We start from the raw sequence: 25,301 nt of genomic DNA on the forward strand, positions 1-25,301 counted from the left end.
GCCCTCGGGGAGGGAATCGCTGGGGGCATGACAGATGACGCGACAGCCAAGTCGCTCTCCGGCCCGGCTCCCGGCGCGCTCTCCGACGAGGAGCGGCTCGCCCAGCTCGGCTACACCCAGGTCCTGGCCCGCCGTATGTCGGCCTTCTCGAACTACGCGGTGTCCTTCACGATCATCTCGGTCCTCTCCGGCTGTCTCACCCTCTACCTCTTCGGCATGATCACCGGCGGTCCCGCCGTGATCACCTGGGGCTGGGTGGCCGTAGGCCTGATGACCCTGTTCGTCGGCCTCTCGATGGCCGAAATCTGCTCGGCGTACCCGACCTCGGCGGGCCTCTACTTCTGGGCCCACCGCCTGGCCCCGCCGCGCAGCGCCGCCGCCTGGGCGTGGTTCACGGGCTGGTTCAACGTGCTCGGCCAGGTGGCGGTGACGGCGGGCATCGACTTCGGCGCCGCGTCCTTCCTGGGTGCTTACCTGAATCTCCAGTTCGACTTCACCGTCACCCCCGGCCGGACGATCCTCCTGTTCGCGGCGATCCTCGTCCTGCACGGTCTCCTCAACACCTTCGGCGTCCGCATAATCGCCTTCCTCAACAGCGTCAGCGTGTGGTGGCACGTGCTGGGTGTCGCCGTCATCGTCGGCGCGCTGACCTTCGTCCCCGACCACCACCAGTCGGCGTCCTTCGTCTTCACGAAGTTCGTGAACGAGACGGGCTGGAGCAGCGGCCCGTACGTCGTGCTCCTCGGCCTCCTGATGGCCCAGTACACCTTCACGGGCTACGACGCCTCGGCGCACATGACCGAGGAGACCCACGACGCGGCGACGGCGGGCCCCAAGGGCATCGTCCGCTCGATCTGGACGTCCTGGATAGCCGGCTTCGTCCTCCTCCTCGGCTTCACGTTCGCGATCCAGTCGTACGACAAGGAGCTGGCGTCCCCGACCGGCGCGCCCCCGGCCCAGATCCTCCTGGACGCACTCGGCGCGACCTCCGGCAAGCTGCTGCTCCTCGTCGTCATCGGCGCCCAGCTCTTCTGCGGAATGGCCTCGGTCACGGCCAACAGCCGCATGATCTACGCCTTCTCGCGCGACGGCGCGCTCCCCTTCTCCCGCGTCTGGCACACCGTCAGCCCGCGCACCCGCACGCCCGTGGCCGCGGTCTGGCTGGCGGCCCTCTCCGCGCTCGCCCTGGGCCTGCCCTACCTGATCAACTACACCGCCTACGCCGCCGTGACGTCGATCGCGGTGATCGGGCTGTACGTGGCGTACGTGATCCCGACGCTGCTGCGGGTGCGCAAGGGCGACGCGTTCGAGCGCGGCCCCTGGCACCTGGGCCGCTGGTCGCTGGTCGTCGGTGTGGTCTCGGTGACCTGGGTCGTGATCATCACCGTCCTCTTCATGCTCCCGCAGGTCTCCCCGGTCACCTGGAAGTCCTTCAACTACGCCCCGGTCGCCGTCCTGGCCGTCCTCGGCTTCGCCGCGATCTGGTGGCAGGCCTCGGCCCGCCACTGGTTCCTCAACCCGGACCGAGCACGCGCCCAGGACCCCGCCAAACTGGTCGATCTCTGACCCGGCGGACCCCGTCCGTCCCACTTCTGCCACGCGACGCGGCCACGACCCCGATACCCGATCGGCCAGACGCCTCCGTCCGGCTATGCTCGGGGAGGCAACATCGCCTGGGCCGTTAGCTCAATTGGCAGAGCAGTGGACTTTTAATCCATTGGTTGTGGGTTCGAGTCCCACACGGCCTACGGGATGTGGGCGGGGGATATACCCTCTGACCTGCTACGCAGCGCCCGGGTCGGCTTCGGTCGGCTCGGGCGCTGCTTCGTTTTCGAGCCGTTGCGTGAGCGTTGCGTGAGCGGGAAGCGCGTACAGCTGCGGCGGGTTGGTGTGAGACCGGCCTCAGCGGATACCCGGTGGGCGTGAGGTACGGCAGTGTGCCCCACGAGCGGGCCGTCTGCCCCGGATGTCTCCATGAGCCGCTCGGCGGGCGGTGCGCTCGTTCCGGGTGAGCCCGTCCGGTGCTCCGGGTCGAGGCGGCCGACGGCGTACGGTGGAGGTACCGAGGGCATCACGCACTCCGGCTGTCCTGCCGGGTCGTCCTCGGCGAGAGACGAACCCCGGGCCGTCCGAGCGCCGGTGCGGAGACGGGTCGGCGTCATGGCCGCCGCGATCACCACAACTCCGCACCCTTCCCTGGTTGTTGCGCCGCCCTTCCGAAGTGCGGGGTGATGGCAGTGCAACGCCTGGACATCCACCGGCGTGACCGGGGGGAGCGCGCCCTCGTCACGCTCGTCGGTGACATCTGGCCGGCCACGACGCCCCTGCTGCGGGCCGCGCTGGAGCAGTGCCTGCGTGACGGAATGACCGCCATAGACGTCGATCTCACCACGGTCCACTCCTGTGACGCCAAGGGCCTGGACGTCTTTCTGACGGCGTCACGGCGGGCCGGCCGGGTGCGCGCCTGCCTGTACCTCCACCATCCGTGCGCGCAGATCACCCGGCTCCTCGCCGCCACCGGCTCCGCACCCCTGCTCCTCGCCACCCCGGCACATCCTGTGCCCCCTGCCCTGCTCCGCGATCTGCCGGACGCGTCCGCGGCGGGTCCTTCGGCGCCGGGGACTCAGACGTCCGACGATCGTGCCGGTGCACCTGTCGTCGAGGACGGGATCCGACTGCGCAGACTGACTCGTCGGCAGGCGGAGGACATGCGAGAGGACATCGCCGACCTGGCCGTGGCATCCGTCGTCGGCTTCACCGGAAAGGTGTACCGGGAGCGGGGCGACTTCCTGGGGCGGCTTGCCGCCAGCGCCCGACGGCCTGGCTTCGCTTTGCTGGTGGCCGAGACGACGGTGCTGGTGGGGTGCGTCTTCGGATTTCCGGTGAGCCCCGCCGGCCACTCCGAGCGGGGGCTGCAGGAGAGTGTCCAACGGATCACCGGTTGTGCCCGGTTCCTGCTCCTCACCCAGGTCGTGGCGCACCAGCACCCTCAGCACCGGGCCATCGGCCGTCGTCTGCAACAGCGTCTGCTGGCCGACGGGCGCGCCGAACTCGGAGTCACCCTGCTGCACCCGGCCGACCGGGCCGGACAAACCCTCTACGACTCCTGGGGCTGGCGGAATCACGGGGAGTTGGTCGGGCTGCCCTGCCGGAGTGCTCCTTGCGTGCTGACCCTGTCCCGGGAGCGCGGATCTTCGCTGTCCGCGCCTCGGGCCGCCCGGTCCGGGCCGGGCGTAGCTTGGGAGATACCGGGAGCATGTCGGGCGCACGACCACCTCAGCGCCGTTTCCGGCGAGTGACGAACGAGGGCAGCCCCGGGCAGCCCGGACGGGATCGCACGATGGACTCCCTCGCATCGCCTGCCGGCGACCGGTCACCGGGTGACGCGCACACCTACAGGATGCCGCTGGCCCGGCTGAGCCTCACGCCCGAGGCCAGCCACGGCCCGCTGGACGGAGCGTGGTGGCCGCGTTGCGACGCACTGGAGCTGGAGTTGCCCGCGCTGGTGGGGTCACTGGACCCCGGCCGCGGCACGGTCACCCGTGTCACCGTGGGTGCCGTGGCCTGGCCTGACGCCCCACTGACCGTGTCGGCGCCCGACCACGTGATCGAGGTCGTCCTGAGCGACGCCACCGCCGAGGAGCACGCCATCAGCCTGGACTGCGGCACCGTGGGGCGCTGGGAGCTGCTGGTCGTCCCGCCCGACGAGCCGGCCGGAACGGCCGAGCGCCTGCTGGCCGCGGCCGCCGATCCGTGGAACCCGTTGTCGGCTCAGCGCACCTTGGCACGTGTCGAGGCCGGCCTCGGCCGGGAAAGCACCGAGGTCCGACGCGGCCCATGATGAAGTGATGAGACAGGCAGTTCTTTCGTCGGCCGAGCCCGCCGCGCGTGTTCAAGCGGATCACGGTGGGTGAGCGGATGACGGCCGGACCGCGCGTGGACCGCTCCGAGAGCTTCGGGGAAGCGCTCCTGGGGGCGGTTCTCGACGGGTCGAACGAGCTCCCGCCGCACCTCGTCGGATCGCTGTTCGCCGACGTGGTGGAGCGGCTGGGGGGCCGCCGTCCGCAGGTGCTGCTCCAGGACTACGGCCAACTGCTGCTCGTGCCTCTGTGCGGTGAGGGCCTCAAGGCCGGAGACCCGCAGGACATCGACGCCTCCGCCGCGGGCCGGTGTTTTCTCGATGCCCGGCGCGTCGAGGTGCTCGAGGACGACGGCGTGCGGGTCTACCTGCCGCTGCTGGACTGCGGTGACCAGGTGGGCGTGATGGCCGTGACGCTGGACCGGGTCGACGACGACGACCGACGGCTGCTGGGCAGGCTCTCCGGCCTGATTGCCGTCCTGCTGGTGACCAAGCACGGCTACTCCGACCTGTTCTTCTCCGCCCGCCGAGGAGAAGAGATGAGCGTCGCGGCCGAGATCCAGTGGTCCCTGCTGCCGCCACTGGCGATGATCATGCCGCGGGTCGCCGTGGCCGGGATCCTGGAGCCCGCCTACAACGTGGCGGGAGACAGCTTCGACTACGCGCTCAACGGTGACATCCTCCACGTGGCCATGATCGACGCGATGGGTCACGGCCTGGGCGCTGCCACGATGGCCACGGTCGCCATCGGTGCGTACCGTCACGCCCGCCGCCGCGGCACCGGCCTGTCGGAGATCTACGCCGCCATGGACGACGCCGTGGCCCAGCAGTTCGGCCCCGACCACTTCGTCACCGCGCAGATGATGCGGCTGGACACGGCCACGGGACGGGTACACCTGGTCAATGCGGGACACCCGCCACCGATACTTGTGCGCGATCACCGCGTCCTGCGCCGGCTGGACGCCCCCACGACCCTCCCCGTCGGCCTGGGCGGCGCCGAGCCGGAGGTCAGCGAGCTGGAACTGGAGCGCGGGGACCGCGTCCTCTGCTTCACGGACGGACTGATCGAGGAGCACGCGGTGGGAGGAGAGCAGTTCGGGGAGGACCAGCTGATCGACTCGGTGAACCGGCTGGAGAGGACCGGCCGCGGGGTCCGGGCGGTGGCACGCAGCCTGTCGCACACCCTCATGCGGGCGCGGGGCGGACAGACGACGGACGACGCGACGCTGCTCCTGGTGGAGTGGCGCGGCTGACCGCACCGCCGGTCACGACGACGGAGGTCGGCCAGACTTCCTCTCGCCGCTTCCCGTGTCGATGGGCATCCCCTCGCTCATGCCCGGGGCTCCGGTGCGATCTCCTTGATCAGGCCCTCGACCAGCACCTTGATCTCGTCCCGGATCGGGCGGACGGCCGCGACACCCTGGCCCGCCGGGTCCTCCAGATCCCAGTCCAGGTACCGCTTGCCGGGGAAGACCGGGCAGGTGTCGCCGCAGCCCATGGTGATGCAGACGTCGGACTCCTTGACGGCGTCGACGGTGAGCATCTTCGGGACCTCGGTGGAGATGTCGATGCCGACCTCGGCCATCGCTTCGACGGCGGCCGGGTTCACGTTGGCGCCGGGGTCGGAGCCGGCGGAGCGGACCTCGACGCGGTCCCCGGCCAGGTGGGTCAGCCACGCGGCGGCCATCTGGGAGCGGCCGGCGTTGTGGACACAGACGAACAGCACGGAGGGCTTGTCGGACATCAGAGGTCTCTCTTGTCTCGCAACAGAACGGGCACGACATATCAGTACCCGATGGTGTCAGTCACCGCTGATGTGACAGTATCAGCGCATGCTGACGTCAGTCGACGCTGATCTGATCCGGGTTCTGGCCGACCCGCTCAGGCTCCGGATCGTGAGCCTGCTCGCCCGGGAGACGCTGTGCACCACGCATCTCGTGGCGGAGACGGGCGCGAGACAGACCAACCTGTCCAACCACCTGAAGGTGCTGCGCGAGGCCGGGGTCGTGGAGACGGAGCCGTGTGGCCGGTTCACGTACTACAAGCTGCGTCCGGACGTGATCGCCTCGCTCGCCGGTCAGTTCGCCGACCTGGCCGAGTCCGCCCGCGCCGCCGCGGAGAAGAAGAGGGCCTGCCCATGACCGCCGCCGAGGCCGCCCCGACCGATCAGTCCGCGCCGGCGGCGCCTGCGGCCGAGTCCGTCGCGCCCGCGCCGGGAGCCGGCCCGCCGCGCACCTCGCTGGTCGCCCGGGCCGCCGCCGAACTCACAGGCACCGCCGCGCTGGTGACGGTCGTGGTCGGCTCCGGCATCCAGGCCACCGAACTGACCAAGGACGTCGGCCTGCAACTGCTGGCCAACTCCACGGCCACCGTCTTCGGCCTCGGCGTCCTCATCCTCCTGCTCGGCCCGGTCTCCGGTGCGCACTTCAACCCCGTGGTCACGCTGGCCGAGTGGTGGACAGCACGACGTGGCGGGGCCGGGGTCACCCTGCGCGAGGCGGCCGTGTACCTGCCCGCGCAGATCGCGGGCGCCGTCGCGGGTGCGATCCTGGCGGACGCGATGTTCGGCGAGCCGCTGGTGAAGTGGTCCACCCACGACCGGTCGGCGGGTCATCTGCTGCTGGGCGAGGTCGTCGCGACGGCCGGTCTGATCCTGCTGATCTTCGGCCTGGCCCGGGCGGACCAGCTGCGCTTCGCGCCCGTCGCGGTCGCCTCCTACATCGGCGCCGCCTACTGGTTCACCTCGTCCACGTCCTTCGCCAACCCGGCCGTGACGGTCGGCCGCGCCTTCACCGACACCTTCGCGGGCATCGCCCCGGGTTCGGTGCTGGGCTTCATCGGCGCGCAACTCGTGGGCGCCGTGGCCGGACTGGCTCTGGTGTCCCTCATCTTCATGCCCGATCGGAAAGCTGCCGCTGCGTTACCACCAGCTCCGCAGCGGACCGGCCTGTCCGAGCGGGCCTCCGCTGCGCGCCGAGGGGGATGACGAACTGGGTGGCCGGTCACCTCGGGATCGTGGTCGGCGCAACGGTGAGCAGCTTGCCCATCGCGGCCAGCACCGACGGCTCGACCCGGTAGTACACCCAGGTGCCGCGCCGCTCGGAGGTCAGCAGGCCGGCGTCCTTGAGCTTCTTCAAGTGGTGGGAGACGGTGGGCTGGGAGACGCCGACGTCGGAGATGTCGCACACGCACGCCTCGCCGCCCTCGTGGGAGGCGACCGCGGAGAAGAGCCGCAGGCGCACCGGATCGCCGAGCGCCTTGAACATCCGCGCCGCCACGTCGGCCTCCTCCGCGGTGAACGGGCGCTCGGTGAGCGGCGGGCAGCACGGCGCCACGGCATCGGACGCTTCGGACTCGACCAGCGGCAGCACCTGGGCATTCGACATGCGTCTATGTTGACACACGTCGAAGCAAGCGCGGAGGGGTGGCCGGTCGCGAGTGAAGCGGGCTGCCGGACGTCCGGCAATGCCCGCGCCCGCGGTGTCCGCCGGTTCCTGACCGGTCCGGCCGGCTGCCGTCGCTTACCCGTCCGGCCTAATTCGAGACATGTCTATGTTGACGCTTGTCGATGCAGATGCCATGCTGGGCCGCACAAGCCATCGACAAACGTCGAAATAAAGGGGAGTCTCGTGAGCGCGCCCGCCACCGACCAGCTGCCCGTCGTGGTCATCGGAGCCGGCCCTGTCGGCCTGGCCGCAGCCGCCCACCTCGTGGAGCGCGGTCTCGAACCCCTGGTCCTGGAGGCCGGACCGTCCGCCGGTACCGCCGTTCGCGACTGGGCACACGTACGGCTGTTCTCCCCCTGGGCCGAGGTCACCGACCCCGCCGCCGAGAGGCTCCTCGCCCCCACCGGCTGGGTCCGCCCCGAGGGGTCCGCCTACCCGACCGGCGGCGACTGGGCCGAGCAGTACCTGCAGCCGCTCGCCGACGTCCTCGGCGACAAGGTCCGCTACGACGCCATCGTCACCGGTGTCGCCCGCGCCGGCCGTGACCGCATCGTCGACTCCGGCCGCGACGAGCAGCCCTTCACCCTCCACATCCAGCACGCCGACGGACGCGAGGAGCGGATCACCGCCCGCGCCGTCATCGATGCCTCCGGCACCTGGTCCACTCCAAGCCCCGCCGGCGCCGACGGCCTGCCCGCCCTCGGCGAGAAGACCGCCGCCGACCGCATCACCTACCGCGTCCCCCACCTGGGCGACCCGGCCGTACGCGCCCGTTACGCGGGCAGGCGCACCGCCGTCCTCGGCTCCGGTGCCTCCGCCTTCACCGCTCTCGCCCTTCTCGCCGACCTGGCCAAGGAGGAGGACGGCACCCACGTGGTGTGGATCCTGCGCCGCGGCATCGGCGCGCACACCTACGGCGGCGGCCAAGCCGACCAGCTCCCAGCCCGAGGCGCCCTGGGCCTGCGCGCCAAGGCCGCCGTCGAGGCCGGCCACGCCGGCGCGGTCACCGGCTTCCGTACACAGGCTGTGGACCGGGACGGCGACCAGCTCGTCCTGGTCGCGGAGGACGGCCGCCGCCTCGACCCGGTCGACGAGGTCATCGTCCTGACCGGCCTGCGCCCCGACCTGTCCTTCCTCTCCGAGGTCCGCCTCGGCCTCGACGAGCGCCTCCAGGCCCCGACGGCCCTCGCCCCGCTCATCGACCCCAACGTCCACTCCTGCGGCACCGTCTACCCACACGGCGTGGGCGAGCTCTCCCACCCCGAACAGGGCATCTACCTCGTCGGCATGAAGTCCTACGGCCGCGCCCCGACCTTCCTCGCGATGACCGGCTACGAGCAGGTCCGCTCCATCAGCGCCGCGATCGCCGGCGACCGGGAGGCCGCCGAGCGCGTCGAACTGGTCCTCCCGGAGTCGGGGGTGTGCGGCGGTGCGGGCCTCTTCGACGAGCCGGACGACGCCGAGCGGTCCGGCGGCGGATGCTGCGCTGCCCCCGCCACCCTCCAGATCGGCGTCGGAGCCCCGACGGCCTCCTCCGGCGGCTGCTGAACACCTCACCCGCGCAAGGAGGTTCGCCATGACGTCCCGCGTACAGCTCGCCCTCCGCGTTCCCGATCTCAACGCGTCCATCGCCTTCTACAGCAAGCTGTTCGGCACCGGACCCGCCAAACTCCGCGACGGCTACGCCAACTTCGCCATCGCTGAGCCCCCGCTCAAGCTCGTCCTGATCGAAGGCACCGCGGGCGAGGCGACCCGCATGGACCACCTCGGCGTCGAGGTCGACAGCGCGGAGACCGTCCACGCCGCCACCACCCGCCTGAGCGAGGCCGGCCTGGCCACCGACGTGGAGAACGACACCGTCTGCTGCTACGCCCTCCAGGACAAGGTCTGGGTCCACGGCCCCGGCCAGGAACCCTGGGAGGTCTACGTCGTCAAGGCCGACGCCGACTCCCTGGCCAAGCGGCAGGGCAGCACTTGCTGCGCCGACTCTGCGGATACCGCAACGGAGGAACCGGCCGTCGCAGGCGGCTGCTGCTGATCGGCCGACGACGCTGGAAGCGTCCATGTCCGGGGCCCAGGGACCGCTTGCTCGGACGTCGGGCAGGTGCGCACGGCCACCGTGCAGCGCCGGGACACGCTCCCGTCGCGGATACGGCGGGGGCGGTCAGGTGTTCTCGGCACGGAGCACCACCAACTCCTCGGTCGCGGACTCGGCGTTGTCGGCGACCAGGCCGCGTTCGCGCAGCCAGCCGAGCCGGGAGCGCAGGACGTCGCCGAAGGGGAGCCTGGTCCGGTCGACGATTTCCGCGCGCATCCCCGTTTCCCGGAGGCGGGCCACCGTCTCCTCGACACCGCTGAGCTGCGAGTGCACCATCAGCAGCCGCCCGGTCGGTCGCAGCAGCGTCGGCGCCGCCGCGCAGATGCGGTCGATCAGCAGCCGTCCGTCCGTGCCGGCGTCCCAGGCCCGGGCGGGGCCCCGGGGCGGACCGTCGCCGGACGGCGCGGGTACGTAGGGCGGGTTGGTGATCACGAGGTCGAAGCGGCGGCCGGGCACCGCGGCGGCCAGGTCACCGTGGCGGACGCGCAGCGTCTGGCCGTTCAGCAGGGCGTTGCACCAGGCGGCGGCGAGTGCCCGCCAGGAGATGTCCACGGCGGTGACCCGGGCACCCAGCCGGGCGGCTTCCACGGCGAGCGCGCCGCTTCCGGTGCCGAGGTCCAGGACCTCGGTGCGGCTGATGATCCTCTCCCGGCGCAGGGCCCGGCCGAGCAGGGCGGTGTCGGTCTGCGGGCGGTAGACGCCCGGCGGGGTCCAGCAGCGGAGCCGGGGAGCCGTGGCGAGGGATTCGGCCGTCATCGCGGGGCCCGTCAGCCGGCCGTCTGCAGCGGGTGTTCGGCGCGCGCGCCGGATATCCCACTGATGACGTGGTGAGCGCCGTCCTCGTTCCCGGTGACGACCACACCCGCGATCCGGTCGTACGTAGGGCAGGGCTCGGGGGATTTCTCGAGCGTGCAGTTGATGACGAGGGCTTTCACGGGATCGCTCCACAGTGGTGTCGGGAATCGGATGTGCCGGGCGCGGCCGACGGCGCCACACGGGTACCCCTGGACAGCTGCCGTAACGGAGGAGCGGCCTGGGCGGATGGCCGGGGACTGGACCTCTTGCTTCTCCAGGAACCGCAGCGGGCCGAGACGGCGTGGCACCGGCCCCTGTCGCCCCGGATGACGTCTCCGACTCCTGTAGGCCGATGGATCGGACGGCAGCTTCAGGGAACTCGAAACGTTGACCTCATCCCGAAAGAGAGGGGAGGCCCCGACACGTCCGACCCCCAGCAGCCCCCGCTGCGGCGCAGCCGTAAGGGGCTCCGGGCCGGCAACGCCAAGACCCGTGAGCCGTCGTGACCGCGTGACCGCGTGAGAGGACGACGAGGAGGAGCGTCCCGCTGACCGCTGACCGCTGACCGCTGACCACATGCCCAGCGCCCGGCGCCCGGCGCGGCCGTGGCCACCGTCGTGCCTGGCCTCCGCCTGTCCGCGAGTCGTCCCGCGGAGGATACTGGAGGCATGAGTCATTCGGCCGGGAGTGACGACGATCGTTCCACCCGGGTCGGCCGTTCCAGCCCGGAGTCGCCGGAGGCGGTGCAGTACGAGTTCCAGGGCACTCAGGTGGTCGTGGCCCAGGGTGCCTACGACCCCGCCTCGATCACGCCGCTGGCGGTAGCGCTGCGGTCGGTTGCCGAGAAGCACCCCAGGGTGGTGGTGGACACCGTCGCCGTCACGTTCGCCGATTCGACCTTCTTGAATCTGCTGATCGGCATCCACCGCACGATCGACCTGCGCATACTCGCGCCGCCGACCCAGCTGCGGCGCCTGCTGGAACTCACCGGGACCGACCGGGTCTTCAAGGTGTACGCAAACCTGGAGGACGCCGTCGCGTGACCTCTCCTCCGTTCCCGACGCTCCCTGGGCTCAGCGGGCGTCGGGAACGCCACCGGGCTCTGGTGAGGCGGTGGCTGCCCATGACGATGCGGACCCGCGTGTGCGCAACGCTCGACGACACGGGCACGGGGTCGGTTCGTCCGCGTCCCTTCCCGCAGGGCGGAGGCGCCCGACCGGGTGGATATCACCCGGGGCCGCACCGGGCCCTTTCGGCAGGGGAACCACTGTCAGCCGGGCGGGATGGGCCGGCCCGGACATGATCAGCGAGAGGCGGACAGACGATGGGGCATGGCGGAGACGCGATCGCGGAGCTGATGACCGATCACCGTGAGGTCGAGGAGATGTTCGCCCGGATCCAGGGGATGCCGCGCGCCGGGCAGGAACTCCGTGACGTGGTGGACGAGGTCACGATCGAGCTGGTCCGGCACTCGATCGCCGAGGAGGAGCACCTCTACCCGGCGGTGCGCGAACACATCGAAGGCGGCGACCGGATCGCCGACAAGGAGATCGCGGACCACGACCGGGTCGAGAAGCTCCTCAAGGAGCTGGAGAAGACCGACACCGACGACCTGAAGACGAGCCCGCTGCTGCGGCAGCTCATGGACGAGGTCTCCGCCCACGTCCGGGACGAGGAGGACAACCTCTTCCCCGCGCTGCGGCAGGCGTGCACCGCCGAGGCGCTGAACGATCTCGGGGACAAGATCCGCCGGGCCAAGTCCATCGCCCCCACCCGCCCGCACCCCTCCGCCCCGAACACCCCGCCCGCCAACAAGCTTCTCGCCCCCGGCGCGGGTCTGGTGGACCGGGCCCGCGACCTCATCACCGGCCGCGGCAAGTCCTGACCGCCGCGGAAGCCCGTTCGTGGCCGGGCGCCCGGCGGGCTGTGGCGCCGGTCATTCCTTCTTCAGGGGGTGACTGCCTCCGCCGTGGGGAATGCCGGTCGCTCGGCGTCGAGCACGGCCAGGAGGCCGACGGGGGCGCCCGGGGTGCAGGCCGGCGCGCCCGGCCCTCCTGCTGGAGGCCGTCGAGAACACGCGCCGGCGGTCGTCCACGGAGGCCTGCTCAGCCCGCGTTGAGCTCCGTCAGCTCGGACAGCGGCAGCGTGTGCTGGGTGTGCAGGACCTTGGCGCGCAGGTAGCGGACGTTGTGGGCGGTGCTGAAGACACCGGTCGGGACGCGGTCCCGGACGGTGACGCCGAGGCCGCGCAACTGCTCGGCCTTGTCGGGGTTGTTGGAGAGCAGGTCCAGGTCGGCGATGCCGAGGGCGGCCAGCATCTGGGCGGCGGCGGTGTAGTCGCGGGCGTCCTCGGGCAGGCCGAGGGCGGCGTTCGCCTCGTAGGTGTCCAGGCCCTGGTCCTGGAGGGCGTAGGCGTCGAGCTTGTTGTAGAGGCCGATGCCGCGGCCCTCCTGGCGCAGGTAGAGCAGGACGCCGCCGCGCTCGGCGATCCGCTCGACGGCCTCGCGCAGCTGGGGTCCGCAGTCGCAGCGGGCCGAGCCGAAGACGTCGCCGGTCAGGCACTCGGAGTGCAGGCGCACCAGCGGGAGGGCGCCCGGGGCGGGCTCGCCCAGGACGACGGCGACGTGCTCCTGGCCGTCCATCAGGCCATGGAACGTGACGAGTTCGGCGTTGACGCTGTAGCCGTCGTTGAAGCGCAGCGGAACCCGGACGCGGGCGCGCTGGGTGGCGGCTGGGAAGTCGGTCATCGGGTTCTCCAGTGGGACGTCGCGGGTGCCTGCTTCAGATTTGAAGCAGATCCACGGCTGGAACCCTACCGCATGCTTTAAATTTGAAGCGACAGATTTCCGTACGGTTTCGCGAAATCACGTGCACGAGCGAGCTTCAGGATCCGCTGCAGGGCGACGACGACCGGCGTCGCCAGGGCAGCTCGTCCGAGGTCGGCCGCGGAGTCGACTCGTCACCCTCCAGAGCCCGCGCGATCGCGGAGCTGATCCCCTCGAGCTGCTCCACCTGCTCGGCGGAGAGATGGTCGAAGACCGCCGCCCGCACCGTCTCCACGTGGCCGGGAGCCGTACGCTCCAGCACCGCCATGCCCTCGTCCGTCAGGATCGCGAAGCTGCTGCGCTTGTCCCACTGGCAGTCCTCGCGCCGGATCAGCCCGTCCTTCTCCAGCCTGGTCACGGCGTACGTCAGCCGGCTCCGGGTGATCTTCGACTTCTCGGCGAGATCGGTCATGCGCAGCCTGCGCTCCGGCGCCTCGGAGAGGTTGGCCAGGATGCCGTAGTACAGATGGGGCATGCCGGCGTCCTGCTGGAGCTGCCGGTCGATCGCGTCCTCCAGGAGGTGCGTCGCCGCCATGTAGGCGCGCCAGGCGCGCTGCTCCTTCGGAGTGAGCCAGCGAGTCGTCATGCCACCAGTGTAGGTTTGCTTCAAACTTTAACCAAGCGTCCATGTCAGAGCAGACAGGCCGATCGCCGATCCCAGCCGGCCGGCCAGCCCGCCCGCCGCCAGGAGTGAGCGCGTCCGATGCCGTATCCCTACGTCCTGCTGTCCGCCGCCGTCTCGCTCGACGGCTTCCTCGACGACACCGGCCCCGACCGGCTCCTGCTCTCCTCCCCCGCCGACTTCGACCGCGTCGACGCGGTACGGGCCTCCGCCGACGCAATCCTGATCGGCGCCGGCACCATCCGCGCCGACAACCCCCGGCTCCTGGTCAACTCCCCGGAGCGGCGCGCGGCCCGGACCGCCGCCGGCCGGGCCGAGTATCCCCTCAAGGTCACGGTCACCGCGACCGGCGACCTCGACCCGGACGCGAAGTTCTGGCACACCGGCGGCGAGAAGATCGTCTACACGACGGACGAGGGTGTGCGGCGGGCCCACGACCTGGGGATCGCCGCCGACACCGTCTCCCTCGGCACCGACCTCGACTGGCGGCTGCTCCTGGAGCACCTGCACGACGTACGGGGCGTACGGCGGCTCATGGTCGAGGGCGGCGGCACCGTGCACACCCAGCTCCTCCAGCTGGGCCTGGCCGATGAGCTCCAGCTGGTGCTGGCGCCCCTCTTCGTCGGCGACCCGAAGGCGCCGCGCCTCTTCGGTCCCGGCGGATACCAGGAGGGGCGGCTGCGGCTCCTGGAGACCCGCCGGATCGAGGACGTCGTCCTCATGCGCTACGAGCCCACGGCCCCCGGCACCGGCGGGTCGGCGTCCGCCGCGGACCGGCACTGGCTGCGGATCGCCTGTGAACTGGCGGCCGAGTGCCCGCCGTCCAGGACCGCGTTCAGCGTGGGCGCGGTGGTCGTCGCGGCGGACGGCACGGAACTGGCGCGCGGCCACTCCCGTGAGGCCGGCGACCCCGTGGTCCACGCGGAGGAGGCGGCCCTGGCCAAGCTCCCCGCGGACGACCCCCGGCTGGCCTCGGCCACCGTCTACACCAGCCTCGAACCCTGCACCCACCGCGCTTCCCGCCCGCACCCCTGCGCCGAGCTGATCCTCCGGGCCGGGGTACGACGCGTGGTGACGGCGTGGCGCGAGCCGGACACGTTCGTGGCGGCGGCCGACGGGACGGGGATGCTGCGGGAGGCGGGGGTGGAGGTGCTGGTGCTGGGGGAGTACGAGGGACTGGCGAAGGCGCCTAACGGACATCTCCTCGGCTGATCCGAGCGGGGGGCTGGTGGGGTCGGGTCGGCGGGCTGTCGGCTCGCCCGCGCCGGTGACGCGTCACCCGCGCCGGTGACGCGGCGGCTCGACCGGAGCGGCAGGCGGTTCCGCGGCCGGAGTGACGGGCCGTTTCGCGGGCGGTGCCGCGGCCGCGGTTGGCCCGGTGGCCGGTGGCGTGGCCGGGCCGGCGGCCGGTGGCGCGGGCGGTGTCGCGGCCGGACCGGTTGCCGGTGCCGCGGCCGCGGTGAGGCCGGCGAGCAGGGCGAGGACGGCCGCTCGCGGTCGCGCTGCCGGGCCACACCCCCGGCAGCACCGGCTTCCACTTCCCCGACCAGGGCCTCTTCTTCACCGGCGACGCCCTGGTCACCCAGGAGGCCTTCACCGGGCACACCGGCCCCTGCCTCGTCTGCCGCGCCTTCACCCACGACTCCGCCGCCGCCCTCGCATCGCTGGACGCCATCGCCGGCCTCTCCCGGGACACCGTCCTGCTGCCGGGCCACGGCCGGCCCTTCGCCGACGGCCCCCGCGAGGCGGCCACCCGGGCCCGCCGCTTCGGCGTGCGCTGACCCGCTCCCGCGCGTGAGTCTTAACGCGTGTGACTCCCACCCTTCCGATGGCGTATGCTGGTGTCACCGACGCGGGGTGGAGCAGCTCGGTAGCTCGCTGGGCTCATAACCCAGAGGTCGCAGGTTCAAATCCTGTCCCCGCTACTGAAACCCAGGGCCGGAATCCGAGATTCGAGGATTCCGGCCCTGAGTCGTGTCCGGGCGCGTGTTCCTCATCACACACTTCCGCACTCATCCGCCCGGCCCACACCGTTCGCCCCACCCGCTCGCAGCCGCAAACCTGGACGGACAGGCATCGAAGACACCGGACGCATCGAACACCGTGAGCAGATCGCACACGGCGAGGACATCGCACACGGCGAGCGCATCGAGGACATGGGACGGCAGGGGGGTCGCGTGGTGGGCCGTGCGGAGTTGGAGCAGCGCGGTCCGGCGTCCGCCCGCGTCCTCGCCCGCTTCCTGCCCGCGCTGCTGATCTGCGCCGGCGTCTGTTACGACCGCCTCACCCCCGCCCCCTTCACCGCGGTCCCCTTCTTCACGGCCGCCCCGCTGATCGCCGCGCCCCTCTCCTCGCTGCGCACCACCCTCCTCACCGGCCTGGCCGCGCTCCTCGCCACCTACGCCGTGCACGCCCGGCTCGCCCTGCTCCCGGACGACGACGCCGTCACGGAGATCCTCACGGTGATCACCGTCTCCGCCCTCGCCGCCGGCATCAACCGGATCGTCCGTCTCGGCGACCAGCGCCTCGCGACGGCCCGCGAAGTCGCCGAGGCCGCCCAGCGGGCCGTGCTGCCCGAGCCCGCCGAGCGGATCGGCGGCTTCGAGATCGCCGCCCGCTACGAGGCGGCCCAGGAGGGCACCTTCGTCGGCGGCGACCTGTACGCCGTCCAGGACACCCCGTACGGCGTGCGGCTGGTCGTCGGCGACGTCCGCGGCAAGGGGATGGGCGCGGTCGCCGTCGTCGCCGTGGTCATCGGCGCCTTCCGGGAGGCCGCCGAGCAGGAGGCCACGCTGGAGGCGGTGGCCGGCCGGCTGGAGCGGGCGCTGGCCCGCGAGGGCGCCCGGCGCGGCGGCGCCGACGCCCACGAGGGGTTCACCACCGCCGTACTCGCCGAACTCCCGCACGGCGACGGCACGCTCCGGCTCGTCAACCGTGGTCATCCGCCACCCCTGCTGCTGCACGGCGACGGCGAGGTGCGCCCGATACGGGCGCCGGAGGCCGCGCTGCCGCTCGGGCTGGGCGAGCTGGAGGCGTGGCCCGACCGGGCGGCCGAGCACGCGTTCCCGAGTGGGGCCACGCTGCTGTTGCACACCGACGGCCTCTCCGAGGCGCGGGACGCGCACGGCCGCTTCTACGATCCGCAGCGGCGGCTGACCGGCCGCGCCGCCACCGCCCCCGGCGCCCTGGTGGCCCGGCTCGCGGCCGAGGTGCGCCGGCACACCGGGGGCGCCATGACCGACGACATGGCGCTGCTCGCGGTACGGCGGCCCTGAACGGCGGGCGGTCACGGTCGGTGTCCGGACGACCGCCCTGCGCATGACAACTGAGTCACCATCAAAACCTGTGTGACTCCTGAGCTGAGCAGCGCGCACCGTCGACTCGACCGGTTTCGACCGGTCATGGCAGGTAAGTCCGAGCTTTGAAAGCTTAATGATCAAGACGAACTGCTTGGAATCTGATAGCCGGGTCTATTAACGTTCGATAACGCAGCGCGGTCGTCCCAGCCGTCACCCGCGACGGCTCCGTGCGCACGCGCCGAATCCCGCAAGGGAACCGGGGAACCACCACCTTGGGGTGAATCGCACGGCTACCGCCGGGTACGAAACGGCCGGTATACGCGCGTAGGAGACCTTCCCGCTCCGAACCCGTCAGCTAACCCGGTAGGCAGCGGAAGGAAAGGAGTGCGCCCGCGTGGCGTCCAACCCGCCTGCTCCGACAGCCCCGTTCGTGCCCAGCCAGCGCCGGCCCGAGACCTTCGCCTACGGCGGCTACCGCACCGACGAGGGCCCCTTCGAGGAGTGGAACCCCACCGAGGAGTCCCTCTCCGCGGCCCGCGGCCGGCACCGGGTCGCCAAGCAGAAGGGCGGCGGCCTCGCCCGCAGCTCCACGGTTCTCGGCGTCGGCGTCATAGCCGCCGTCGGCGCGGGCGGCATGGCCAGCGCCAACACCGGCAAGCCGCCGGTCTCCATCTCGCTGCCCGACCTGCCCTCCTCCGTCGACGCCCTGCTCGGCGAGGGCAGCGGCCACCAGGCCACCCAGACCGCGCTCAGCAGCGTCACGACGACGAGCGCCACCGACGCGGACTCCTCCTCGTCCGACGCCGGCGAGGCGCTGCGCAGCCGGATCATCGCCCAGGCCGCGCAGCAGCAGAACCAGCTCGACACCAAGGCCAGCGCCAAGGCCGTCGCCGCCGCCGACAGGGCGGTCGCGGACGCCGAGGCCCAGGCGGAGAAGGCTGCCGCCGCCAAGGCCGCCGACGCCAAGGAGAAGGCCGAGGCCTCCGCGAAGCAGAAGGCCGAGCAGGCCCGCCTCGCCGCGCTGGCCAAGCAGTACACGCTGCCCGTCGTCTCGTACACGATCACCGGCACCTTCGGCCAGGCCGGCTCCATGTGGGCCTCCGGCTACCACACCGGCCTCGACTTCGCCGCGCCCACCGGCACGCTGATCAAGGCCGTGCACAGCGGCACGGTCACCGAGGCGGGCTGGGCCGGCTCCTACGGCTACCGCACGATCATCACCCTCGACGACGGCACCGAGCTGTGGTTCTGCCACCAGTCCTCGATCGGCGTCAAGGTCGGCCAGAAGGTCGCCACCGGCGACGTCATCGGCCGGGTGGGCGCCACCGGCAACGTGACCGGCCCGCACCTCCACCTGGAGGTCCACCCGAACGGCCAGGCCACCGCCATCGACCCCATGACCTGGCTGCGCGGCAAGGGCCTCAACCCCTGACCCCGGCCCGGAACGCACCGACCGGCTCCCGGCGGCCCTGACGACAACCCCCGGCGTCAGGGCCGCCGGCGTGCCGACCGCGGATTCCGCTTTTACGAGACCTTCGTAATCGACAGGGATGGGTCCCCGGGCGGCCCGCGTTGAAGTAGGGCATGACTGCTCTTCGCAAACTCGGCTCTTCCGACCTCGAGGTCTTCCCGCTAGCCCTCGGCGGCAACGTCTTCGGCTGGACCGCCGACGAGGACACCTCCTTCGCCGTCCTCGACGCGTACACCGCCGCGGGCGGCAACTTCGTCGACACCGCCGACTCGTACACGGCGTGGATCGAGGGCAACAAGGGCGGCGAGTCCGAGACCATCATCGGGAAGTGGGTGAAGGCGCGCGGCAACCGCGACGACGTCGTCATCGCGACCAAGGTCAGCCAGCACCCCGAGTACCAGGGCCTGTCCGCCGCCAACATCAAGGCCGCCGCCGACGCGTCCCTGCGCCGTCTCGGCACCGACCGCATCGACCTGTACTACACGCACTTCGACAAGCCCGAGATCCCGGTCGAGGAGATCATCGGCGCGCTGGACGAGCTGGTGCGGGCGGGCAAGGTCCGGCACATCGCCGCGTCCAACATCACGCCGGAGCGGCTCCAGGAGTCCCTGGACTTCTCCGACCGCGAGGGCCTCGCCCGGTACGTGGCCCTCCAGCCGCACTACAACCTGGTCTCGCGCGACACCTACGAAGGCCCCCTCCAGGACCTGGCCTCCCGCACCGGCCTCGCGGCCGTCCCCTACTTCTCGCTGGCCGCCGGCTTCCTCACCGGCAAGTACCGCCCCGGTACGACGGTCGACAGCGCGCGAGCGGGCCGGGCCGCCCAGTACGCCGAGTCGGAGCGCGGCCAGCGGGTGCTGGCGGCCCTGGACGAGATCGCCGCGGCCCACGACGCCCCGATCCCCACGGTCGCCCTCGCCTGGCTGGCAGCCCAGCCCACCATCACGGCCCCGATCGCCTCGGCCCGCACGCTGGAGCAACTCCCACCGCTGCTGGGCGTCGCCGACCTGACCCTGACGGACGAGGAACTGACGAAGCTGACGACGGCCTCGGCCTGACGACGGCCGGCCCCGCTCCGTCCTTTCCGCCGCAACGGTGCCTCCCCAGCCCTCGGCTGGGGAGTTGTAGTTAGGCGCGTACGTGAGTCGGCCGCGACAGTGCTCAGCCCTCGCGGCGCGTTCCGGCGGTGCCGAGCCGTCCGCAACCCCGAAGCGCTAGTTCCGGTACGGGTTGTGGGCCGGATACGGCACCGCCGCCCCGTGGGCCGGCGCCGCGTAACCGGCGTGCCCCGGCCGCCACCCGCCCGGCGCAGCCGTCCGCGCCGCGTACTCCATGGCCGGCCGCACCAGCTCCCGTCGGCTCCACAGCTCCGTCAGCAGCTCCCGTTCCCGCGCCATGAAGTCGGCCGCCGCCCGCCCCCGCCGCCCCCGGCGCCGCAGCAGCGCCAGCGTCGTCGCGTACCCCTCGTACTCGGCGACCGCCCGACCCGCCGCCTTCCCGAAGTGGTACGCCGCGTACTCCCGGGCCATCTGCCGCGCCCGCATCGACCCGAGCACGAACGGCTCCGCGGTGCCCAGCCACCCCGCGTAGACGTACACCGGCAGCTCCTCCCGTACGGCCCGCAGCTCGCGCTGCCGCGTCCAGACGGCCAGCCAGGTCAGCAGCCCGAACGCCGGCACCATGAACATGCCGTACACGGCGAAGAACCCGTACTGCCCGAACGTGGACGAACCGTTCCAGAACGCGTGCATGCTCATCGCGAGCAGCAGCCCGGCCACCGGCACCAGCACCCGCCGCGCCCGCTGCCGTTCCCCGGAGAGCGCGGCGATGCCGAAGCCGATGCCGGTGAGGACGGTGAAGAGCGGATGCGCGAACGGCGACAGCACGATCCGCACGAAGAACGTCGCGGCGGTGACGGAGGCGATCCCGCTGTCCCCGGTCAGCTGGTCGGTCCCGAAGGCCGTGCCGAGGTAGAGGATGTTCTCGGTGAAGGCGAACCCGGTGGCGGTGACCCCGGCTATCACCACCCCGTCGACGACCCCGGTGAAGTCCCGCCGGCGGAAGAGGAACACGAGGAGGACGGCCGCCGCCTTCGCCGACTCCTCGACGACCGGCGCTATCACGGTCGCCCCGAGCGTGTCCGCGCTGCTCGGGTCCGCGGTCGCCGTCGCTATCCATCTCGTCGCGAAGCTGTTGGCGACGATGGCTATCAGCGCGGCCGCGCAGGCGCCCCAGGCGAAGGCGAACAGCAGGTTCCGCCAGGGTCCTGGCTGTACCCGGTCCAGCCACCGGAACGCGCCCACGAGCAGCGGCACGGGCAGCACGGCGAGCCCGAGCCCGACGAGGAAGCCCTCCGTCCCGGTCTGCTCCCGCACCAGCGCCAGGATCACCAGCCCGGAGAGGGCCAGCAGGGTGCTCAGCGCCGCGTACCGCACCCAGCGCCGCTGCCACCAGCGGGGATGCCGCAGACCGTGCCCTGCGGGGTCCGGCGGATACGGCGGCCGCGGCGGCTGTGGTGAGTACTGCGGGTACGGCGGCGGGAAGGTGGCCACGGCATCGACCCTAACGAGGTGACTCCTGACGGTGCTGCTCGCTCTGCGGCACCCGGTGCTGTACGCGACGGAAGAGCAGATCGTTCACCACATGTCCCTTGTCCAGTCCCTGACCCTCGAAACGGGTCAGCGGCCGGTGCGCCGGACGTGGCGCGAAACCGCCCTCGGCCTGCGTGTTCTCGAACTCCGGGTGGGCGTCGAGCACGTCGAGCATCTGCTCGGCGTACGGCTCCCAGTCGGTCGCGCAGTGCAGGATCGCCCCGGGCCGCAGCCGGGTCGCCGCGAGGTCGAGGAACTCGGGCTGGATCAGCCGCCGCTTGTGATGCCGCTTCTTCGGCCAGGGGTCCGGGAAGTAGACGCGCAGCCCGTCCAGCGCGTCGGGCGTGAGCATCTCCCGGAGCAGGATGATCGCGTCGCCGTTGCCGACGCGGACGTTGGACAGCCCGTTCTGGTCGGCGAGGTTGAGGAGGTTCCCCTGACCCGGCGTGTGCACGTCGACCGCGAGGATGTTGACGCCTGGTTCCTCGGCGGCCATCTGCGCGGTCGCCTCGCCCATCCCGAACCCGATCTCGAGCACCACCGGGTTGTCGTTGCCGAACAACTCGCCGAGGTCGATGACCCGCTGCCCGTCGATGTCCAGGCCCCACTTGGGCCACAGCCGCTGCAACGCGTCGGCCTGCCCGGCGGTGACCCGGCTGCGGCGTGGCTGGAAACTGCGGATCCGCCGCTCGAAGTGGGACCCGGCCGGATCGGCCATGGGGCCGTTCGGGAACCGCGGCTCCCCCTTGGCCCGGGTGTGCCGGACGGACACCCCGGGGGCGTGGTCGGGGTGCGCACCGGGGACGTGCTCGGCGGGGCCGGTCTCGGTGAGGCCGGTCTCGGCGGGCCGGGGGGCTTCGGGGGCGTTGCGGGAGTCAGACACAGTGCGTCGATTTTACGGCCCCCGCGGGACGGCCCGCGGGGTGTCACACCGAGCCCAGCGCCTCCAGCGCCCTCCGTGCCACCTCCCGCCCGATGGGCAGCGAGGCGGTCGCCGCGGGCGAGGGCGCGTTCAGCACGTGGACCGTCCGCGGCCCCTCCTTGATCAGGAAGTCGTCGACCAGCGTCCCGTCCCGCAGCACGGCCTGCGCCCGCACCCCCGCGGCCGCCCGCACCAGGTCATCCTCCTGCGCGGCGGGCAGCAGCCGCCGTACGGCCCTCGTGAACGCCTTCTTCGACACCGACCGGAGCAGCTCCCCGCCCCCGTACCGCCAGTGCCGCCGCGCCAGCGCCCAGGACCCCGGCCAGGCCAGCGTCCCGGCGACCTCCCGCGGCCGGACGACGTCCCACCCGTATCCCTCCCGGGCCAGCGCCGGCACCGCGTTGGGCCCGACGTGCACGCCCCCGTCGATCCCGCGGGTGAGATGCACCCCGAGGAACGGGAACGCCGGGTCCGGCACCGGGTACACCAGCCCCCGCACCAGCTCCGGCCGCGCCAGCTCGTAGTACTCCCCGCGGAACGGCACGATCCGCATCCCCGGCTCGTCCCCGGTCAGCCGGGCGACCTCGTCGCAGTACAGCCCCGCACAGTTGACCAGCACGCGCGCGCGTACGACGTCCCCGCGCGAGGTGAGCACGGCTACGCCCCGCTCCGGCCGCCGGTCCACCCGGACGACCCGGGCGCCGTACCGGATCTCCGCTCCCGAGGCCTCCCCGAGCCGGCGGGCGACGCCCACGAAGTCGGCGATCCCGGTGGTCCCGACGTGTATGGCGGCGAGCCCGTGCACCTCGGGCTCGTACTCCCCGATCTGGGCGGCCCCGAGCTCCCGCACCGGTATGCCGTTCTCCCGGCCGCGCTGCACGAGCGCGTGCAGCCGGGGCAGCTCGTCGCGCTCGGTGGCGACGATCAGCTTGCCGGTGACGGCGTGCGCGATGCCGTACTCCGCGCAGAACTTGACCATCTCCGCGGCACCCTTGACGGCGTACCGCGCCTTCAGCGATCCGGGCCGGTAGTAGACCCCGCTGTGGATGACCCCGCTGTTCCGCCCGGTCTGATGCCGCGCGGGACCGGCCTCCTTCTCCAGCACGACGACCCGGGTCCCAGGAGCCGCCCGCGTGACCGCATACGCGGTGGACAGCCCGACGATCCCACCCCCGACGACGAGCACATCACAGTCGTACGCAACCCCGGCAGACACCTGCACCACCTCCCGCATCCGATAGTGCACTGCGCCACTGACAGCCACTTCAAACGCACGGTTGGTGAAGCGCCCGTAAGGGGCGCCGGGGGTACCCCCGGTCGAAGGCTGGGGGAGGAACCGCGCGGCCGGCCCCCACGCACCCGCACCCGCACGACCACAGCGGCCCCGGCAGACGCGTGGGCGCCCCTCACGCCGGCGCCATCAGCAACGGCCGCGCCCGCTCCCGCAACTCCACCACCCTCGGCTCGTCCCCGTACGGCTCCAGCCGGTGCAGCAGATCCTTCACGTACTCCGTCGTCCGCGCGGACGATATCCGCCCGGCCACCTCCACGGCCCGCACTCCCTGCTCGCAGGCCGCGTCGAGGTTGCCCGACTCCAGTTCGGCGACCGCCGAGACCACCAGCCGCAGCCCGTGCGACCGCACGAACTCCTCCGTCGGCTTGGAGAGGGCCTGTTCCGTGAAGCGCCGCACCTGCCGCGGGGCCTTCAGGTCCCGGTAGCACTCGGCCGCGTCCGCGGCGAACCGGTCGTAGCCGTAGAAGCCGAGCCAGGACGGGTCGTTGTCACCCTCCCGCGCCCGCTCCAGCCATCCCTCCGCCGCCTTCAGCGCGGCCCCCGCGGCCTGCGCGTCCCCCGCACGCGCGTGTGCCCGTGCCTCGACCAGCCGGAAGAAGCTCATGGTCCGCGCGGTCGCCAGCCCCCGGTTGCGCTCCACGGCGGCCTGCGCGAGGTCGACGCCCTCGTCACCGAAGCCGCGGTACGTCGCCTGCAGGGACATCGAAGCCAGGACGTACCCGCCGAGCGGCACGTCGGCCGCCGCGCGGGCGAGCCGCAGCGCCTGGATGTAGTACCGCTGCGCGGCCTCCTGCTGCCCGGTGTCGAAGGCCATCCACCCGGCGAGGCGTGTCAGTTCGGCACTCGCCCCGAACAGCGCCCGCCCGACCTCGTCGGAGTACGCGCCGAGCAGCAGTGGTGCCGCCTCCACCCGTAAACACTCCGGCACCATCGACGACCGCCAGTCGCCGCCGCCGTACTTGGAGTCCCAGCGTCTGGCGTCCTCGGCGGCCTCCCGCAGCTTCTGCACGTCGCTGTGGCCGACTTTGAGCGGTGCGCCCGAACCGTCCACGGCGTTCGCCTCGCGCGCGACCGAGCTGTCGGCGGGTGTTATCAGCCAGCGCGAGGCGGGCGTTGCGTACGCGCTCACTGCGAACGAACCGGCCAGCGACTGCCAGATGCCGCCGGAACCGGCCCGGCGGCCGGCGAGGTCGAGGCGGTACAGCTCCGTCGCCGACCGCACCGCCTGGCCGACGTCCCGTGGGAAGGCGAGGCCCACCTCGGGGGCGGGATCCGCGTCCGCCAGGCCGATCTCGTGGAGCGGCACCGGGCGGCCGAGCTTCTGGCCTATCGCGGCGGCGATGAGGTGTGGCGCGGCGCCCTGCGGCACCATGCCCTTCGACACCCAGCGCGCCACCGACGTCTTGTCGTAGCGAAGAGTCAACCCGCGTTGAGCGCCAAGATCGTTGACGCGTCGCGCGAGTCCTGCGTTGCTGATTCCCGCGAGGGCGAGAACGGCGCCGAGCTTTTCGTTCGGCCCGCGTTGCTCCCTGGACATGCGCCACCCCTCGACACAGACGGCTGTCGCGCTGGCATAACCACGCGGCATTCGTAAACCCAGCGTAGTTCGCCGCATCCCAAGCGTTAAGGGGCATTGTTCCGGATGGCGGGATTGTGGTCCGTACGCGAGTGCGGCCCAGATACGCACCGTGCTCGGGCTGTCGCGTCGTGCCCCCGCCGTGTGGCCGTGCGCCTGTGCGTGCGCTCTTCTCCGGCCAACTGGGGGGCGGTTCCATGGCTGATGCGTGGGTCGGCCCGCTGTACTGGATCCAGTGGGCTGGGGGACACCGCCACCTTCATCCCCGCGGGTGGCGGACCGGTCCGGGAGGCGATGCCCGCCTCCCGGACTGTGCGCGTCCGGCCAAGCGCGCGTGCGATGCGCAAAGCATGTACAGAGCGTGCGCAAGTCCGTGCGGCCGTCTGCGATTTGGCCGAAAATCGCCCCCACCGTTTTCGGCGACTCAACGCTCCTACCATGGCAATTGAGGGCGCGAACGGCGTTTTTGGGGAGCGTACGGGGGGCGCATTCACGTCGCGGTC

Annotated in this window: 23 protein-coding genes, 2 tRNA genes, 2 pseudogenes and 1 riboswitch; of the genes and pseudogenes, 17 read left to right on the top strand and 10 right to left on the bottom strand. The window is 71.9% G+C overall.

The features are described 5' to 3' along the window. The first annotated feature begins 27 nt into the window (after window positions 1–27). The 5 genes from BLW82_RS22515 to BLW82_RS22535 all read left to right on the top strand — a co-directional run bounded on the left by BLW82_RS22515 (window position 28) and on the right by BLW82_RS22535 (window position 5,112). Window positions 28–1,566, top strand: a complete 1,539-nt coding sequence (locus BLW82_RS22515) for an amino acid permease (protein WP_093501148.1) — start codon at window positions 28–30, stop codon at window positions 1,564–1,566. A gap of 109 nt (window positions 1,567–1,675) precedes the next feature. After that, window positions 1,676–1,748 (top strand) — tRNA-Lys (locus tag BLW82_RS22520). Window positions 1,749–2,231: 483 nt separating this feature from the next. Then, window positions 2,232–3,299: an STAS domain-containing protein gene (locus BLW82_RS22525; RefSeq protein ID WP_093508199.1), complete on the top strand. Its 1,068-nt coding sequence runs from the start codon at window positions 2,232–2,234 to the stop codon at window positions 3,297–3,299. A 41-nt stretch (window positions 3,300–3,340) separates the two neighbouring features. Further along, window positions 3,341–3,841, top strand: coding sequence for a DUF5994 family protein (locus tag BLW82_RS22530; protein ID WP_256215915.1), 501 nt, complete (start codon window positions 3,341–3,343; stop codon window positions 3,839–3,841). Between the two features lie 77 nt (window positions 3,842–3,918). Next, the gene (locus tag BLW82_RS22535) at window positions 3,919–5,112 is read left to right on the top strand and encodes a PP2C family protein-serine/threonine phosphatase (RefSeq protein ID WP_093508201.1); all 1,194 of its coding nucleotides are present in this window, start codon (window positions 3,919–3,921) and stop codon (window positions 5,110–5,112) included. A 77-nt stretch (window positions 5,113–5,189) separates the two neighbouring features. Here BLW82_RS22535 and BLW82_RS22540 read toward each other — a convergent pair whose 3' ends face one another. Further along, window positions 5,190–5,603 (bottom strand): arsenate reductase ArsC, encoded by a 414-nt coding sequence (locus BLW82_RS22540; protein ID WP_093501150.1) that lies wholly within the window; start codon window positions 5,601–5,603, stop codon window positions 5,190–5,192. An 88-nt stretch (window positions 5,604–5,691) separates the two neighbouring features. On the opposite strand from BLW82_RS22540, the gene BLW82_RS22545 reads away from it, so the two are divergent. Both BLW82_RS22545 and BLW82_RS22550 read left to right on the top strand, forming a co-directional pair. After that, window positions 5,692–6,000 carry an ArsR/SmtB family transcription factor gene (locus BLW82_RS22545; protein ID WP_093501152.1) on the top strand — a complete coding sequence of 103 codons (309 nt, stop codon included), beginning with the start codon at window positions 5,692–5,694 and terminating at the stop codon, window positions 5,998–6,000. Next, the gene (locus BLW82_RS22550) at window positions 5,997–6,845 is read left to right on the top strand and encodes an aquaporin (RefSeq protein ID WP_093501154.1); all 849 of its coding nucleotides are present in this window, start codon (window positions 5,997–5,999) and stop codon (window positions 6,843–6,845) included. Before BLW82_RS22545 ends, BLW82_RS22550 begins: the two co-directional genes overlap by 4 nt. A gap of 16 nt (window positions 6,846–6,861) precedes the next feature. Here BLW82_RS22550 and BLW82_RS22555 read toward each other — a convergent pair whose 3' ends face one another. Then, on the bottom strand, window positions 6,862–7,245 hold the full coding sequence (locus BLW82_RS22555; protein WP_093501156.1) for an ArsR/SmtB family transcription factor: 384 nt from the start codon (window positions 7,243–7,245) through the stop codon (window positions 6,862–6,864). Between the two features lie 243 nt (window positions 7,246–7,488). On the opposite strand from BLW82_RS22555, the gene BLW82_RS22560 reads away from it, so the two are divergent. Both BLW82_RS22560 and BLW82_RS22565 read left to right on the top strand, forming a co-directional pair. Then, window positions 7,489–8,853, top strand: a complete 1,365-nt coding sequence (locus BLW82_RS22560; protein ID WP_093501158.1) for an FAD-dependent oxidoreductase — start codon at window positions 7,489–7,491, stop codon at window positions 8,851–8,853. Between the two features lie 28 nt (window positions 8,854–8,881). Next, the gene (locus tag BLW82_RS22565) at window positions 8,882–9,343 is read left to right on the top strand and encodes an ArsI/CadI family heavy metal resistance metalloenzyme (protein WP_093501160.1); all 462 of its coding nucleotides are present in this window, start codon (window positions 8,882–8,884) and stop codon (window positions 9,341–9,343) included. Window positions 9,344–9,469: 126 nt separating this feature from the next. Here BLW82_RS22565 and BLW82_RS22570 read toward each other — a convergent pair whose 3' ends face one another. Together BLW82_RS22570 and BLW82_RS43425 are read right to left on the bottom strand one after the other, a co-directional pair. After that, complete coding sequence (locus tag BLW82_RS22570; RefSeq protein WP_093501162.1) at window positions 9,470–10,159, bottom strand: HemK2/MTQ2 family protein methyltransferase; 690 nt, start codon at window positions 10,157–10,159, stop codon at window positions 9,470–9,472. Window positions 10,160–10,203: 44 nt separating this feature from the next. Then, a pseudogene (locus BLW82_RS43425) lies at window positions 10,204–10,281 on the bottom strand (flavodoxin family protein); the annotation flags it as partial. Window positions 10,282–10,866: 585 nt separating this feature from the next. Between BLW82_RS43425 and BLW82_RS22575 the strand changes: the two are divergent. Together BLW82_RS22575 and BLW82_RS22580 are read left to right on the top strand one after the other, a co-directional pair. Next, window positions 10,867–11,241, top strand: a complete 375-nt coding sequence (locus BLW82_RS22575) for an STAS domain-containing protein (RefSeq protein ID WP_093501164.1) — start codon at window positions 10,867–10,869, stop codon at window positions 11,239–11,241. 281 nt (window positions 11,242–11,522) lie between these two features. Then, complete coding sequence (locus BLW82_RS22580) at window positions 11,523–12,083, top strand: hemerythrin domain-containing protein (protein ID WP_093501166.1); 561 nt, start codon at window positions 11,523–11,525, stop codon at window positions 12,081–12,083. Window positions 12,084–12,303: 220 nt separating this feature from the next. Here BLW82_RS22580 and ribA read toward each other — a convergent pair whose 3' ends face one another. Both ribA and BLW82_RS22590 read right to left on the bottom strand, forming a co-directional pair. After that, entirely contained in the window at window positions 12,304–12,945 is a 642-nt protein-coding gene (gene ribA / locus BLW82_RS22585; RefSeq protein ID WP_093501168.1) for a GTP cyclohydrolase II, read from the bottom strand. A gap of 136 nt (window positions 12,946–13,081) precedes the next feature. After that, complete coding sequence (locus BLW82_RS22590; RefSeq protein WP_093501170.1) at window positions 13,082–13,609, bottom strand: MarR family winged helix-turn-helix transcriptional regulator; 528 nt, start codon at window positions 13,607–13,609, stop codon at window positions 13,082–13,084. A 117-nt stretch (window positions 13,610–13,726) separates the two neighbouring features. Here BLW82_RS22590 and BLW82_RS22595 point away from each other — a divergent pair, with 117 nt between their 5' ends. From BLW82_RS22595 to BLW82_RS22620, 6 genes and pseudogenes are all read left to right on the top strand, one after another. Then, the gene (locus BLW82_RS22595; protein WP_093501171.1) at window positions 13,727–14,857 is read left to right on the top strand and encodes a dihydrofolate reductase family protein; all 1,131 of its coding nucleotides are present in this window, start codon (window positions 13,727–13,729) and stop codon (window positions 14,855–14,857) included. Window positions 14,858–15,129: 272 nt separating this feature from the next. Further along, window positions 15,130–15,426 (top strand): annotated as a pseudogene (locus BLW82_RS22600) (MBL fold metallo-hydrolase); the annotation flags it as partial. A gap of 70 nt (window positions 15,427–15,496) precedes the next feature. Then, window positions 15,497–15,570: transfer RNA gene (locus BLW82_RS22605), tRNA-Met, on the top strand. 231 nt (window positions 15,571–15,801) lie between these two features. Next, on the top strand, window positions 15,802–16,920 hold the full coding sequence (locus tag BLW82_RS22610) for a PP2C family protein-serine/threonine phosphatase (protein ID WP_093501173.1): 1,119 nt from the start codon (window positions 15,802–15,804) through the stop codon (window positions 16,918–16,920). A gap of 250 nt (window positions 16,921–17,170) precedes the next feature. Then, window positions 17,171–17,331, top strand: a riboswitch (cyclic di-AMP (ydaO/yuaA leader). A 7-nt stretch (window positions 17,332–17,338) separates the two neighbouring features. Next, window positions 17,339–18,376 carry a M23 family metallopeptidase gene (locus tag BLW82_RS22615; RefSeq protein ID WP_093501175.1) on the top strand — a complete coding sequence of 346 codons (1,038 nt, stop codon included), beginning with the start codon at window positions 17,339–17,341 and terminating at the stop codon, window positions 18,374–18,376. 152 nt (window positions 18,377–18,528) lie between these two features. Further along, window positions 18,529–19,473, top strand: a complete 945-nt coding sequence (locus tag BLW82_RS22620) for an aldo/keto reductase (RefSeq protein ID WP_093501177.1) — start codon at window positions 18,529–18,531, stop codon at window positions 19,471–19,473. A gap of 156 nt (window positions 19,474–19,629) precedes the next feature. Here BLW82_RS22620 and BLW82_RS22625 read toward each other — a convergent pair whose 3' ends face one another. From BLW82_RS22625 to BLW82_RS22640, 4 genes are all read right to left on the bottom strand, one after another. Then, entirely contained in the window at window positions 19,630–20,967 is a 1,338-nt protein-coding gene (locus BLW82_RS22625; RefSeq protein WP_093501179.1) for a PrsW family intramembrane metalloprotease, read from the bottom strand. A gap of 10 nt (window positions 20,968–20,977) precedes the next feature. Next, on the bottom strand, window positions 20,978–21,889 hold the full coding sequence (gene trmB / locus BLW82_RS22630) for a tRNA (guanosine(46)-N7)-methyltransferase TrmB (RefSeq protein ID WP_177233032.1): 912 nt from the start codon (window positions 21,887–21,889) through the stop codon (window positions 20,978–20,980). Window positions 21,890–21,932: 43 nt separating this feature from the next. Continuing rightward, window positions 21,933–23,162 carry an L-2-hydroxyglutarate oxidase gene (gene lhgO, locus BLW82_RS22635; protein WP_177233308.1) on the bottom strand — a complete coding sequence of 410 codons (1,230 nt, stop codon included), beginning with the start codon at window positions 23,160–23,162 and terminating at the stop codon, window positions 21,933–21,935. Between the two features lie 172 nt (window positions 23,163–23,334). Next, window positions 23,335–24,759, bottom strand: a complete 1,425-nt coding sequence (locus BLW82_RS22640) for an NsdA family TPR-like regulatory protein (RefSeq protein ID WP_093501181.1) — start codon at window positions 24,757–24,759, stop codon at window positions 23,335–23,337. Between the last annotated feature and the right edge of the window lie 542 nt (window positions 24,760–25,301).

It is taken from the genome of Streptomyces sp. Ag109_O5-10, assembly GCF_900105755.1.
GTDB lineage: Bacteria > Actinomycetota > Actinomycetes > Streptomycetales > Streptomycetaceae > Streptomyces.

Coding starts and splice junctions, on each gene's coding strand:
- BLW82_RS22590 (WP_093501170.1), bottom strand. CDS start 13,609: ATGACGACTCGCTGGCTCACTCCGAAGGAGCAGCGCGCCTGGCGCGCC.
- ribA (WP_093501168.1), bottom strand. CDS start 12,945: ATGACCGACTTCCCAGCCGCCACCCAGCGCGCCCGCGTCCGGGTTCCG.
- BLW82_RS22570 (WP_093501162.1), bottom strand. CDS start 10,159: ATGACGGCCGAATCCCTCGCCACGGCTCCCCGGCTCCGCTGCTGGACC.
- BLW82_RS22610 (WP_093501173.1), top strand. CDS start 15,802: ATGGGACGGCAGGGGGGTCGCGTGGTGGGCCGTGCGGAGTTGGAGCAG.
- BLW82_RS22640 (WP_093501181.1), bottom strand. CDS start 24,759: ATGTCCAGGGAGCAACGCGGGCCGAACGAAAAGCTCGGCGCCGTTCTC.
- BLW82_RS22545 (WP_093501152.1), top strand. CDS start 5,692: ATGCTGACGTCAGTCGACGCTGATCTGATCCGGGTTCTGGCCGACCCG.
- BLW82_RS22515 (WP_093501148.1), top strand. CDS start 28: ATGACAGATGACGCGACAGCCAAGTCGCTCTCCGGCCCGGCTCCCGGC.
- BLW82_RS22525 (WP_093508199.1), top strand. CDS start 2,232: ATGGCAGTGCAACGCCTGGACATCCACCGGCGTGACCGGGGGGAGCGC.
- BLW82_RS22540 (WP_093501150.1), bottom strand. CDS start 5,603: ATGTCCGACAAGCCCTCCGTGCTGTTCGTCTGTGTCCACAACGCCGGC.
- BLW82_RS22555 (WP_093501156.1), bottom strand. CDS start 7,245: ATGTCGAATGCCCAGGTGCTGCCGCTGGTCGAGTCCGAAGCGTCCGAT.
- BLW82_RS22530 (WP_256215915.1), top strand. CDS start 3,341: ATGGACTCCCTCGCATCGCCTGCCGGCGACCGGTCACCGGGTGACGCG.
- BLW82_RS22575 (WP_093501164.1), top strand. CDS start 10,867: ATGAGTCATTCGGCCGGGAGTGACGACGATCGTTCCACCCGGGTCGGC.
- BLW82_RS22550 (WP_093501154.1), top strand. CDS start 5,997: ATGACCGCCGCCGAGGCCGCCCCGACCGATCAGTCCGCGCCGGCGGCG.
- BLW82_RS22580 (WP_093501166.1), top strand. CDS start 11,523: ATGGGGCATGGCGGAGACGCGATCGCGGAGCTGATGACCGATCACCGT.
- BLW82_RS22620 (WP_093501177.1), top strand. CDS start 18,529: ATGACTGCTCTTCGCAAACTCGGCTCTTCCGACCTCGAGGTCTTCCCG.
- BLW82_RS22565 (WP_093501160.1), top strand. CDS start 8,882: ATGACGTCCCGCGTACAGCTCGCCCTCCGCGTTCCCGATCTCAACGCG.
- BLW82_RS22535 (WP_093508201.1), top strand. CDS start 3,919: ATGACGGCCGGACCGCGCGTGGACCGCTCCGAGAGCTTCGGGGAAGCG.
- lhgO (WP_177233308.1), bottom strand. CDS start 23,162: ATGCGGGAGGTGGTGCAGGTGTCTGCCGGGGTTGCGTACGACTGTGAT.
- BLW82_RS22595 (WP_093501171.1), top strand. CDS start 13,727: ATGCCGTATCCCTACGTCCTGCTGTCCGCCGCCGTCTCGCTCGACGGC.